Annotated in this window: 10 protein-coding genes; 8 read left to right on the top strand and 2 right to left on the bottom strand. The window is 64.8% G+C overall.

Annotation, left to right across the window (positions count from 1 at the left end; genetic code table 11):
* Positions 1-102 precede the first annotated feature (102 nt).
* From OVA12_RS20140 to OVA12_RS20150, 3 genes are all read left to right on the top strand, one after another.
* On the top strand, positions 103-1,014 hold the full coding sequence (locus OVA12_RS20140; RefSeq protein ID WP_268140431.1) for a LysR family transcriptional regulator: 912 nt from the start codon (positions 103-105) through the stop codon (positions 1,012-1,014).
* An 88-nt stretch (positions 1,015-1,102) separates the two neighbouring features.
* Positions 1,103-2,326, top strand: a complete 1,224-nt coding sequence (uxuA, locus tag OVA12_RS20145) for a mannonate dehydratase (protein WP_268140432.1) — start codon at positions 1,103-1,105, stop codon at positions 2,324-2,326.
* Positions 2,327-2,412: 86 nt separating this feature from the next.
* Positions 2,413-2,841 carry a YqaA family protein gene (locus tag OVA12_RS20150; protein ID WP_268140433.1) on the top strand — a complete coding sequence of 143 codons (429 nt, stop codon included), beginning with the start codon at positions 2,413-2,415 and terminating at the stop codon, positions 2,839-2,841.
* Between the two features lie 37 nt (positions 2,842-2,878).
* Here OVA12_RS20150 and OVA12_RS20155 read toward each other — a convergent pair whose 3' ends face one another.
* Both OVA12_RS20155 and OVA12_RS20160 read right to left on the bottom strand, forming a co-directional pair.
* Entirely contained in the window at positions 2,879-3,859 is a 981-nt protein-coding gene (locus tag OVA12_RS20155; protein ID WP_268140434.1) for a TerC family protein, read from the bottom strand.
* 186 nt (positions 3,860-4,045) lie between these two features.
* Positions 4,046-4,714: a GntR family transcriptional regulator gene (locus OVA12_RS20160; protein WP_268140435.1), complete on the bottom strand. Its 669-nt coding sequence runs from the start codon at positions 4,712-4,714 to the stop codon at positions 4,046-4,048.
* Positions 4,715-5,104: 390 nt separating this feature from the next.
* Here OVA12_RS20160 and OVA12_RS20165 point away from each other — a divergent pair, with 390 nt between their 5' ends.
* Genes OVA12_RS20165 through OVA12_RS20185 form a run of 5 tightly spaced genes read left to right on the top strand, consistent with a single transcriptional unit; the run spans position 5,105 to position 12,727 of the window.
* A complete protein-coding gene (locus tag OVA12_RS20165; RefSeq protein ID WP_268140436.1) occupies positions 5,105-5,887 on the top strand; it encodes a LamB/YcsF family protein in 783 nt (260 codons plus the stop codon).
* Between the two features lies 1 nt (position 5,888).
* The gene (gene pxpB, locus OVA12_RS20170) at positions 5,889-7,538 is read left to right on the top strand and encodes a 5-oxoprolinase subunit PxpB (protein ID WP_268140437.1); all 1,650 of its coding nucleotides are present in this window, start codon (positions 5,889-5,891) and stop codon (positions 7,536-7,538) included.
* Positions 7,535-9,307, top strand: a complete 1,773-nt coding sequence (locus tag OVA12_RS20175; protein ID WP_268140438.1) for an acetyl/propionyl/methylcrotonyl-CoA carboxylase subunit alpha — start codon at positions 7,535-7,537, stop codon at positions 9,305-9,307. The genes pxpB and OVA12_RS20175 overlap by 4 nt, the downstream gene beginning before the upstream one ends.
* Positions 9,304-11,151 (top strand): ABC transporter ATP-binding protein, encoded by a 1,848-nt coding sequence (locus tag OVA12_RS20180; protein WP_442793903.1) that lies wholly within the window; start codon positions 9,304-9,306, stop codon positions 11,149-11,151. The genes OVA12_RS20175 and OVA12_RS20180 overlap by 4 nt, the downstream gene beginning before the upstream one ends.
* A gap of 40 nt (positions 11,152-11,191) precedes the next feature.
* A complete protein-coding gene (locus OVA12_RS20185; protein WP_268140439.1) occupies positions 11,192-12,727 on the top strand; it encodes an ABC transporter substrate-binding protein in 1,536 nt (511 codons plus the stop codon).
* Positions 12,728-12,838 lie beyond the last annotated feature (111 nt).

Raw genomic sequence — 12,838 nt, forward strand, 5'->3', positions numbered from 1 at the left:
GCTACGGCATCAGTGGGCAGGCAGACAATCCCACAGCCGCCGCATTTGCAGAAGACCGACAAATCGGACATATTGTATGGAATTTGCAAACAATGAGGCCGCATGCGCGCGGACATGAACCTCAACCGGCTGGCCTATTTCGCAGCGGTGCTGGACACGGGATCCTTCACACAGGCCGCAGAGCGGCTGGGCGTGACCAAGGCAGTGGTCAGCCAGCAGGTGGCCAAGCTTGAGGAAGAGCTGGGGGCAAGCCTGATCGTGCGTTCGACCCGCAGCGTGCAGCCGACCGAGGCCGGTCGCGCGTTTCACGCCCGCTGCATCCTGATCCTGAAGGAGGCCGAGGACGCGTTCGATCTGGTCGCGGAAGCCAGCGGCGCGCCGAGCGGCACGCTGCGGCTGACAGCACCTTATGACTATGGCACGGCCAAGGTGGTACCGGCGGTGACCCGCTACATCACGCGGTATCCCGGCTGCGAGGTTGAGGTGAATTTCACCGACCGGCGCCTCGACCTGATGGCAGGCGAACTCGACCTTGCCATCCACGTGGGCTGGCTGCAGGACAGTTCGCTGCAGGCCCGCCGTATCGGTGATTTCCGGCAGGTCGTTGTGGCAACGCCTCGGTTCGTGTCGGAGCATGCCGTGCCACAGGAACCTGCGGATCTGATGGAGTTGCCCTTCGTTGCCAACCTCGCCCTGCGCGAACCGCTGACCTGGCGCTTCAGCCGGGATGCGGTGACGCGGGAGACAGTGCAGCTGGCGGCAAGACTGCGGCTCGACACGACGACGGCGGTCTACAATGCGGTGTTGCTGGGGGCGGGGATCTCGGTGCTGCCGGATTTTCTGGTGGCAGGAGACCTGGCGGCCGGGCGGCTGATCGCGTTGCTGCCGGACTGGCAGCTGGCCTCGGGTGGCATTCACGCCGTGTTTCCGCCAGCCCGCTATCGTCCGCCAAAAGTGTCAGCGTTTGTCGAGATCCTGCGTGAGCTGGAGCTAGAGCGGGTGTCTGCCGAATGAAAACTGGAATACTAACATACTAGATTCATCCGCTTGCGCCTGATAATCATGGGCCAAGCGGTGAGGCAATGCCGCAAGGGAGGACATAATGCGGCAGACCTGGCGATGGTTTGGTCCGAAGGATCTGGTCGGCATCGACGATGTGATGCAAGCGGGAGCCGAAGGCGTGGTGACAGCCTTGCACCATGTCCCGACCGGAGCTGTCTGGACGCCAGAAGAAATCGAAAAGCGGCAGCAGGAAATTGCAAGGCGGCGCGATGGTCGCCCGTCGGGCCTGTGCTGGGATGTGGCCGAGAGCCTTCCCGTCTCGGAGGATATCAAGAGGCAGTCGGGCGACTGGCGCGCCCACATCGAAAACTACAAGACGAGCCTGCGTCATCTGGCGGAGGCTGGCATCAAGGTGCTGTGCTACAACTTCATGCCGGTGCTGGACTGGACCCGAACGGAACTGGCGTGGCGGGTTGCCCATGGCGGGACCTGCATGCGGTTTGATCTTTATGACTTTGCCGCCTTCGACATCTATATCCTGCAACGCCCGGGAGCGGCCGACGAGCACGGCGGTCGCGTCGCGGAAGAGGCCTTGCGTCGGTTTGTGGGCATGAGCGAGACCCGCAAGCAGGAACTGGCGGCAAATGTCGCCTTCGGCCTGCCCGGTGCTGCAGACCAGATGTCGCTGGATGACATGCGTGCACATCTGGCCGACTACAGGAACATCGACGCTGACCGTTTGCGGCGACATTTCATTGCCTTTCTTGAGGAAGTGATCCCGGTCGCGGAACAGCATGGCATCCGGATGTGCTGCCACCCGGACGATCCACCTGTGCCGCTGCTCGGCCTGCCGCGGATCGTCTCCACGGAGGCTGACTACCGGCTGCTGCTTGAGGCAATAGACAGCCCCGCGAATGGGGTGACGTTGTGCACCGGCTCGCTCGGCGCGCGGGCGGACAATGACCTGCCCGGCATGATGCGGCGTCTGGGACCACGCGTTCACTTCCTGCATCTGCGCAACGTCCGGCGGGAGGAGCCGGGTCTGTTCGGTTCGTTCCACGAGGCCGAGCACCTCGGCGGCGATACCGACATGGTAGCCGTGCTGGCGGAAGTGGTGAAGGAGGAAGCACGGCGGCAGGCAGAAGGGCGCCAGGATGCCTCGATTCCATTCCGGCCTGACCATGGCCAGGACATTCTCGACGACCTGACGCGGCGGGCGCAGCCTGGCTATCCGGCGATCGGCCGTCTGAAGGGGCTCGCAGAGCTGCGCGGCATTGTCGCTGCGCTCGAACACGACCAGCTCGGCCTTCTCGCGCGCGCTTGACAGCAACTGTTGCCGCACGTCATGCACGGGCGGGAAACCGGTCCGCCAAGCGGGCGGTCCCATCGGCAGGGCAGGTCGAGGCAAGCGTGACGGAACTGGCGGGACTTTTTCTGGCTGCCTTGCTGGCTGCGACCATTCTGCCGGCCCAGTCGGAGGCGCTGCTGGCGGCGTTGATCGCGGGCGGGGGGCATCCAGTTTGGCTGCTGATTGCCGTCGCGAGCGCGGGCAATATTCTCGGCGCGGTCATCAACTGGGGACTGGGGCGGGGACTGACGCTCTACCGTGACCGCAAATGGTTTCCGGTGTCGCAGAAGGCACTGGCGCGGGCCGAGGGCTGGTATCACCGCTACGGGCGCTGGTCGCTGCTGTTCTCCTGGGTACCGGTGATCGGCGACCCGCTGACGGTGATCGCCGGATCGCTACGCGAGCCTTTCGCCGGGTTTCTGGTGCTGGTGGCCATCGGCAAGATCGGCCGCTATCTGGTGATAGCGGCCGTGACCTTGCAGCTTATCTGAAGCGGGCCAGCTTGCTTGAAGCGGCAAGGACGACCGCTCAGGAGCCGGGGGCCTCGCTGTCCTTGGTTTTCCAGACCGACCACGCCACACCGACGCTGAGGATCGCGAAGGTGATGCCGAGCGACCAGGCCGGCGGGAATTTCTCCCAACCAAGAAGGTCTGCGATGAAGATCTTGGACCCGATGAAGACCAGCAGCAGCGACAGCGCGTATTTCAGATAGGCGAAGCGGTGCAGGATCGCCGACAGGGCGAAATAGAGCGCACGCAGACCCAGGATCGCGAAGATGTTCGAGGTGTAGACGATGTAGGGATCCGTGGTGATGGTGAACACCGCCGGAACCGAGTCCACTGCGAAGATTACATCCGCGATCTCGATGGTGACCAGCGCCAGGAACAGCGGCGTCGCATAGCGCAGCACCCGGCCCGTGCCGGCGTCCTTCAGCCTGACGAAGAAGGCGTGGCCGTGGATCTCGTCAGTGACGCGCAGGTGCTTGCGCAGGAAGCGGATCAGGCCGTTTTCGCCGACCTCATGGTCTTCGTCGGCCATCACCAGCATCTTGATGCCGGTGAAGATCAGGAAGGCCGCGAACAGATACAGCACCCATTCATAGGAATGCACGATGCTGGCGCCGAGCGCGATCATGATGCCGCGCAGGACGATCACACCTAGGATGCCCCAGAACAGCACCCGGTGCTGGTAAGCGCGCGGGATGGCGAAGTAGCCGAAGATGAGCGCCATCACGAAGATGTTGTCCATCGACAGAGATTTCTCGACCACGAAGGCGGTCAGGTATTTCGCGGCGCTGTCGAAATCCATCTGCCACCAGACGAAGCCGGAAAACAGCGTTCCGAGCGCGATATACATGGCGGAGAGGCGAAGGCTTTCGGCAATGCCGATTTCGTGGTCATCCTTGTTGAGAATGCCAAGATCAAGCAGAAGCAGAAACAGAACGATGGCAAGAAAACCAAGCCACATCCACAGTGGCTTGCCCATGACCAGCAGGAAGAGAAGATCCATGATGATGCGTACCTCTAGCAGAGTACGCGTCGACGGTCCGAGAGAGCCGGGCACATCATCGAGCGTACTCGATCGCGGTCCGACATCACGGCATGTCAACATGCCGCCAGAGGGGCCCGGCCCGCTGCATGTCTCCTTACGCCTGTTGCAGGGGAGGAGCAAGAGGGGCAGGCAGCCGTCAACCGGTCAGAAGGGATAGATCCGCGCATAGGCGGCGATGATGAACCGTTCGGCCTGATGCAGATAATCCTCAAGCCGGGCAGCTGCGGCAACGGCTTCGCCTTGTTCGAGCTGGGTCAGGATGGCGACGTTCTGCTCGATATAGGGACCATGCAGATATTCCGGATCGCGCAGAAGGCCGAAGACCAGGCGCAGTTCCAGCGAGATCTGGGAATAGAAGGCAGACAGGCGCGGGCTGTCGGCCAGCTCGACGATGGCGGCATGAAAGGCGATGTCGGCGCTGCCGACGCTGAGCCATTCGCCGGCCTCGCGGTGACGAAGCGCGGCTTCCACGGCTGCACGCATGCGGGCGACGCTGGGATGCAGCGTATGGGCGCGGGCCAGCGCCGGGCATTCGATGTGCCGGCGGACGCGGTAGATGTCGATGATGGTCGACATGTTCGGCGTGATGACGAAGACGCCCTTGTTCGCCTCGTGCCGCAGGAGGCCTTCCTTGGTGAGCAGACGAAACACTTCGCGCAAGGTGTTGCGGGACACTTGCAGCTCTTCGCTGAGCGTCACTTCGGACAGGTGACTGCCTGGTGTGAGCTCACCGGAGATCACCCTTTCGCGGATGCGCGAGGCAACCATCTCCGCAAGCGTCTGGCCAGCTTCCGTCGCCGGCGCCGCGCTCATGGCGGATCCAAGAACTTTCAATCGCAACTCCTCGCAAGGGCCGCAGGCGGGTCAGGGAGCACCCTGATTCCATCAAACCTGCAAGAAAAGGACACTAGGGCGGGGGGCTGTCACCTTCAAGCGTGGAGCTGTTGCGCCGCACGCCATGCCAACGCTGCATTGCACAACATTCTTGCGCTTACGTTGGTGCCAGAGACACTTAAGGCTGGCGTTGTAGGTCAAGACGACAAGATTGTTCAACAGTCTGGACAGGATTGTCTGTTTTTGATAGGCCTGTCCCCAATCAAGAGGGGTGGCACAAGCCATGAAGTCAGTTTGCCAGCGGGGCGGTGTTCGCCCTGACAGGAACGTCATGACCGGTCTGCCCGCGAACCCGTGGGACAAGGCCTGATGCGGTCGATCGATCTCAACAGTGATCTTGGAGAGAGCTTCGGCGCCTGGGTGATGGGCGACGATGCCGCGATGCTGGACCTCGTCAGCAGCGCCAATGTCGCCTGCGGGTTCCACGCCGGCGATCCGGCCGGCATCCTGAAGACCTTGAAGGCGGCACGCGTGCGCGGCGTCAGCGTCGGCGCACATGTCGGCTATCGTGATCTCGCCGGCTTCGGTCGCCGGACGATGGATCCTTCCAGTGAAGAACTTTATGGCGACGTGATCTACCAGATCGGCGCGCTGCAAGGCCTCGCGGCAGCGGCTGGCACTTGCGTCTCCTACGTCAAGCCGCATGGCGCGCTCTACAACACCATTGCCTTTGACGCCCGGCAGGCGGCAGACGTCATCGCTGCCATCCTGGCGGTCGACCCGCGATTGACCCTTGTGGCGCTGGCCGGATCTCCGCTGGTTGCGCAGGCGCAGAAGGCCGGGTTGACGGTGATCGCCGAAGCGTTTGCGGACCGCGCCTATACCGCTGACGGACGCCTGGTGTCGCGGCGTGAGCCCGGCGCCGTGCTGCATGACCCGGCTCGGGTTGCCGCCCGCATGGTGCGCCTTGTCCGAGACGGGGTTGTCGAAGCGATCGACGGGCAGATGGCCCGGGTCGAGGCGCAATCCATCTGCGTGCATGGCGACAGCCCGGATGCGGTGGCCATGGCGCAGCAGGTGCGAAAGGCGCTGGAAGCAGATGGCATCGCTATCCGGCCTTTCGCTGGCCTGGAAAGCGCAGGGCAGGGCTGAGATGTCGTTGCTGCCCGTGCTTCCCACCGCGCCTGCTTCGGCCAGCCTGCGTTTCCTGCCGATGCGGGACGGCGCGCTGATGATCGAGCTGGCGGATCTTGCCGAAACGCTGGCGCTGTTCGATGCGCTGCAGGCGGCAAACCTGCCGGGCATCCTCGAAATCATCCCGGCCGCGCGCACGCTTCTGCTGCGCTTTGATCCTAGCATGCTGCGCGCGTCCGACATCGAGCGCGAGGCCTGTGCCCGTGCCGGACAGGGACGGAAGAGCGAAGCCGGGGTGCTGGTCGAGATCCCAGTCTTCTACGATGGCGAGGATCTGGCGGAGGTGGCCGATCTCGTCGGGATCAGCCCCGAGGAAGTGATCCAGCGCCACACGCAGGCTGAGTACACCGTTGCCTTCACCGGCTTTGCCCCCGGATTTGCCTACCTGAGCGCGGGCGATGCCGGGCTGACGGTGCCACGCCGCACGTCGCCGCGCACGCTGGTTCCGGCCGGTGCTGTCGGGCTGGCGGGTGAATTCAGCGGCATCTACCCCAAGGCCAGCCCTGGCGGCTGGCAGCTGATCGGGCGCACGCCGCTGGCGATGTTTGATCTGGCACGGGAGCCGGCCGCTCTGTTGATCCCTGGCGCGCGGGTCAGGTTCCGCGACATGGCCAAGGAACCTGGCGCGTCAGTCGTCGTGCCGGTGGCAGCAAGCGAAATCACCAGCAGTGCGCAGGATCGGCGGCAGGCCGCACTCGAGGTGTTGTCCACCGGCCTGCCTGCTCTGGTGCAGGATCTTGGCCGTTCGGGGCTCGCCGGGCAGGGCATCAGCCAGTCCGGGGCCGGGGACCGGGGTAGCCTGAAGGCTGCCAACCGGCTGGTCGGCAACCGGCCGGACGCACCCGCGCTGGAACTTGCGCCAACCGAGTTCCGGTTCAAGGCTTTGAAGCGCGCTGTCATTGCACTGACCGGCGCAGCCGAGCGGATCGAGATTGCGCCTGAGACCGGCGCGAAACGGGTCTTTGCGGCGAACCGTCCCGTGGCGCTGGAGCGCGGCGATGTTGTGCGCATTCCGGCACCTCAGCGCGGCATGCGCTCTTATCTTGCCCTCCGTGGCGGGCTTGACGTCCCTATGGTGCTGGGCAGCGCGGCGAGCGACACGCTGGCGCAGCTTGGGCCGGAGCCGGTCGTTGCCGGCGTTCGGCTCTGTGCCGGTCCTCTCCCACGCGAAGCGGTGGCCGATGCGCCGTATCTGCCAGCAACGGTGTTGCCCGCGGCGGGCGAAGTCGTGGCGCTCGAGGTGGTTCTGGGGCCGCGCACGGACTGGTTCACCGACGCTGCGCTGGCCGATTTTCTCGGGCAGGACTGGGAGGTCACCGCACTGGCGAGCCGCGTCGGACTGCGACTGGCCGGGCCGGAGCTGACGCGCGCAACTGGCGGCGAGCTGCCGAGTGAAGGCACGTTGCGCGGAGCGATCCAGGTGCCGGCCAATGGTCAGCCGGTGCTGTTCCTGGCCGATCATCCGCTGACAGGCGGCTATCCGGTTATCGCCAATGTGGTGAGCCACCATCTCGACCTCGCCGGACAGATCCCGCCCGGCGCCCGGATCCGCTTCGTCGCCGCGCGGACTTTCAAAGACATCAAACCCTGTTCAGGTGCGCCCACATGAAAAAGGTTCTGATCGCCAATCGCGGCGAGATCGCAGTCCGCGTGATCCGGGCCTGCCGGGACTATGGCCTGGTGTCCGTTGCCGTCTACGCCGATGCGGATGCCGGAGCGCTGTTCACCGAACTGGCCGACGAGGCGCTGGCACTCAATGGGGCGAGCCCGAAGGAAAGCTATCTCGACATCGGTAAGCTGATCGAGGCGGCTCGCCGCTCGGGTGCCGATGCGGTGCATCCGGGCTATGGCTTCCTGTCGGAGCGGGCGGAGTTTGCCCGCGCGGTGATCGACGCGGGGCTGACCTGGATCGGGCCGGACCCGCAGGTGATCGAGGCGCTGGGCGACAAGCTCGAAGCGCGGCGCATTGCCCGCAAGGTCGGCGCGCCGCTGGTCAAGGGCAGCGACGGACCCATTGGCTCGGCTGCCGAGGCGCTGGCCTTCGCGCGGGAGTTTGGCCTGCCGATGGCCATCAAGGCCGCGCATGGCGGCGGCGGACGCGGCCTCAAGATTGCCCGTACCCTGGACGAGGTGGAGGAGCTGTTCGACAGTGCCACCCGTGAGGCGCTGGCCGCCTTTGGCCGGGGCGAATGCTATGTGGAGCAGTTCCTTGACCGGCCGCGTCACATCGAGGCGCAGGTTCTGGCCGACCGGCATGGCAATGTGGTCGTGGTCGGCACGCGCGATTGCTCGCTGCAGCGGCGCAACCAGAAGCTCGTCGAGGAAGCTCCGGCCCCGTTCCTGAGCGATGCGCAGCGCGCGGCCATCCATGCCGCTGCGCGCGACATCTGCCGCGCGGCTGGCTACACCGGGGCGGGCACGGTGGAGTTCCTGCTCAGCGCCGATGGGCTGATCTCGTTCCTGGAGGTGAATACGCGCCTGCAGGTGGAGCATCCGGTGACGGAAGAGACCACAGGGATCGACCTGGTGGTGGAGCAGTTCCGCATCGCCGAGGGCCTGCCGCTGGGCATCACGGAAACGCCGGAGCCACGCGGTCACGCAATCGAGTTCCGCATCAACATGGAAGATCCGGGCCGGGGCTTCCTGCCGGCGTCGGGTGAAATCACGGCGATGACGGTGCCGGCCGGTCCAGGCATCCGCTTTGACAGTGGCGTCATCGCAGGCTCGGTGATCCCGCCGATGTTTGATTCCTTAAGTTCAAAGCTCATCGTCTGGGGTGTGACGCGCGAGCAGGCAATTGCCCGTGCGCGCCGTGCGCTCAGTGAGTTCCAGATCGAGGGTGTTCCGAGCGTGCTGCCGTTCCACAGGGCGGTGCTGCAGGAGCCTGACTTCTGCGGTCCGTTCAAGGTGCATACGCGCTGGATCGAGACCGAGTTCGCCGGGGCCCTGGATGCGGCCCCGCGGCCCGAGGCGACCGGTGAGGCAAGCCTGTTGCGCGGCAAGATCGAGATCGGCGGGCAGCTTGTCGAGATCGGCATTCCGCAGAGCCTGTTGCGGCTGCTGGGGAGCGGGACGGCTGTGCCGGAAGCGCAGGACGCGACCCCAATTGATGCGGCTGTCGTGGCCGCGCCGTTGCCGGGAACGTTGGCGCACTGGGCAGTTGCCGACGGCGATGTCGTCCGTGCGGGCGATGTCATCGCGATGATGGATGCGATGAAGATGGAAACGGCCGTGACGGCGCACCGCGATGGCGTGATCACCTGCCTGGCGCAGGCTGGATCAGCCCAGATCGCCGGGGCTGCATTGGCCCGGATTGAACCTGCGGGCGTGACCCAGACAAACAACAACCGGCAGGAACCGGCGGAGACGCAGGCATGAGCACCATGACGCCCCCTGAGAAGACGCCCCCTGAGACGTCCACCCCGCTGCTCACCGTTGACGGGCTCAGCGTCAGCTTCGGCGGCAACCGGGTGATCGAGGATCTGTCCTTCTCCGTCCAGCCGGGCAAGACGCTGGCCATCGTGGGCGAGTCCGGGTCCGGTAAGTCGGTGACATCCCTGTCGATCATGCGGTTGGCCGACATGATGGGCGCGCGCTACGACGCAGGCCGGATCCTGTTCGGCGCCCGCAACCTGCTCACTGAGACGCAGAAGGACATGCGCGCGATCCGTGGCAAGGACATTGCCATGATCTTTCAGGAGCCGATGACTTCGCTCAATCCGGTCTACACCATCGGCGACCAGATCTGCGAAACGCTGATGCTGCACGAAAAGATGAGCAAGGCGGCGGCGCTGGCGGAGGCCATCCGGCTGCTCGGCATGGTGCGCCTGCCGGACGCGGCCGAACTGGTGAAGCGCTATCCGCACCAGCTTTCCGGCGGCATGCGCCAGCGGGTGATGATCGCCATGGCGCTGGCCTGCCGGCCCAAGGTGCTGATCGCCGACGAGCCGACGACGGCGCTGGATGTGACCATCCAGGCCCAGATCCTCAACATCATGCGCGAGTTGCAGAAAGAACTCGGCATGGCGCTGATTTTCATCACCCACGATATGGGCGTGGTCGCCGAGATGGCGGACGACGTGGTGGTGATGTGGAAAGGCCGGAAGGTCGAGGAAGGCAAGGTCACCGACATTTTCGCAAGCCCGCAGCATCCCTACACCCGCGCCCTGCTGTCCGCCGTGCCGAAGCTGGGTTCAATGGCGGGCGAGGACTATCCCAAGCGCCTGCCGCTGACGGTGCTGGAAGATGGCGAGCCGAAGACCGTGGGCGTGGAGCGGGTGCAGAACACCGCCCGCACCGACGGAGCGCCGCTGTTGTCGGTACGCGACCTGTTCGTGCGCTTTGACGTGCGCAAGACGATCCTTGGCAAGGTCACCCACCGCTGCAGCGCCGTGTCGAATGTGTCCTTCGACATCTATCCGGGCGAGACGCTGGCGCTGGTCGGCGAATCCGGCTCGGGCAAGTCGACCATCGGCCGGGCGGTGCAGCAGCTGCAGGCCGCCCACTCCGGCGACATCAGCTTCAAGGGCAAAAGCCTTGCCGGCATGTCGGCGGCCGAGCGCTTCGCGCTGCGCCAGAAGGTGCAATACATCTTCCAGGACCCGTTCGCCTCGCTGGACCCGCGCAAGACCGTCGGGTTTTCGATTGCAGAACCGATCACGACGCACGGGCTGATCAGCGACCGCAAGGCGATCCAGCGGCGGGTGGATGAACTCCTTGAACGGGTGGGGCTCACCTCCGCCCATGCCAGCCGCTATCCGCATGAGTTCTCCGGCGGCCAGCGCCAGCGCGTCTGCATTGCCCGGGCGCTCGCGTCCGACCCGGAACTGATCATCGCCGATGAGGCCCTGTCGGCGCTGGATGTGTCGATCCAGGCGCAGGTGATCAACCTTTTCATGGACCTGCAGGCCGAACGCGGGCTGGCCTATCTCTTCATCAGCCATGACATGGCGGTGGTGGAGAAGATGAGCCACCGCGTCGCCGTGCTCTACCTCGGCCAGATCATGGAAATGGGCAGCCGCCGCCAGGTGTTCGAGACGCCGGCGCATGACTACACCCGCCGCCTCCTGTCCGCCGTGCCGGTTGCCGATCCGACCCGCGCCCGCACCTCCGCGATGCTGGAAGGCGAGATCCCCAGTTCAACCCGGCGCGTGGGAGACGAGCCGGCTCTCCTCGTTCGCGAGGAAATCCATCCAGGCCACCTTGTCGCCAAGAGCGCCTGAACCCTGCGAAATCCGCAGTCATCAGCAGAGGAATGGGAACATGAAAACAAAGAAGTGGGGAATGAGCGCCGCCCTCGTAGCGCTTGCCATGTCCGGTGTCTCTTTTGTCGCCCAGCCGGCGCTCGCCGCCGGCAAGCTGACCGTTGCTTCGCCGCTCGATCCGGGCAGCTGGGATCCGATCGACACGTTCCTGGTGGCCTGGGCGGCCGTTTCGACCAACGTGTTTGAAGGCCTCACCTATCGCGGTCCGGACCTGAAGCTGGTGCCGGGCCTTGCCGAGAGCTGGGAAGAGCTGGACGAGGGCAAGCGCATCCGCTTCAAGCTGCGCCAGAACGTCAAGTTCCACAACGGCGAGCCGTTCAACGCCGAAGCCGTCAAGTTCACCTTCGACCGCCTGCTCGGCGAGCAGGGTGCCAAGGGACCGCAGCGCTCGAACTACACCGTGATCGACAGCGTCGAGGTCATCGACGAGAACACCGTCGACCTGAAGCTGAAGAAGCCGGATCCGGTGCTGCTGACGAAGCTCGCAGGCTATGGCGCGATGATCGTGCCGCCGAAGTACATCGCCGAGAAGGGCGAGGACCACTTCAACGCCAACCCGGTCGGCACCGGCCCGTTCAAGGTCGTGTCCTACGCACCGAAGGTCGACGTCAAGCTGGCGGCAAACCCGGATTACTGGGGCGGGGCGCCGAAGCTGGACGAGGTGGACTTCCGCTTCATTTCCGAGCCGGCAACGGCTGTCGCCGAACTGCAGTTCGGCCGCGTTGATCTCATCATCCCGCCGATCATCCCGATCGGCATGGTCGAGACGATCAAGTCGGATGCGAACCTCGAGATCCTGAGCGTCCCCGGCCCGACCGTCGACGCGCTGCGCTTCAACACCCGCGACGGCATCACCGCCGATGCGCGCGTGCGCAAGGCGATCATCATGGCTGTCGACCGCTCGGCCATCGTGCAGTCGATCCTGGCCGGCCACGCTTCGGAAATCGCGACCTTCCAGAGCGCGCTGTCCTTCGGCCATGACGAGACGCTGAAGCCGCTGCCGTTTGATCCGGCCGCCGCGAAGAAGCTCCTCGCCGAGGCTGGCGTGAAGCCGGGTGCGGCGCTGCAGATCGACGTGCGTGGCAATGACGCGACCATGAACGAAGTGGCCCAGGCCATCTCCTTCTACCTGCAGGCCGTCGGGCTCAATGCCACTGTGAAGCCGTATGAAACCAGCGTGCTGATTAACGACATCATCCCGCAGGGCAAGACCGGCGCCATGTTCCAGCAGAAGTGGGGTGGCTGGACCTTCGATTACGACAACACCGCCTACGCCATGTATCACACCGGCGAAAAGTGGAACCCGTATGACAAGGACGAAACGCTCGACAAGCTGCTGGAATCGCAGCGTCCGATGACGGATCAGGCGGCCCGCGAGAAGGTGCTGCAGGAGATCGGTGCCTATGTCGCGGACAAGGCGCTCGAGCTGCCGCTCTACAACACCAACGCCATCTACGGCATCAACAAGCGCGTGAAGGGCTTCGTTCCGGCTCCCGACACCCGCATCAAGCTGAACGAAGTCAGCGTCGACTGACCCGTACAAACAAACCCGCCCGGCGCGACTGGGCGGGGTTGTGACTTGCTGACACGACCAGAAGGCCGGCGTGACACGACGGACCATGCGTTTGCGCCTCTCCCCCCATGA

Origin of the sequence: Pannonibacter sp. SL95, from assembly GCF_026672425.1 — a bacterium.
Lineage (GTDB): Bacteria > Pseudomonadota > Alphaproteobacteria > Rhizobiales > Stappiaceae > Pannonibacter.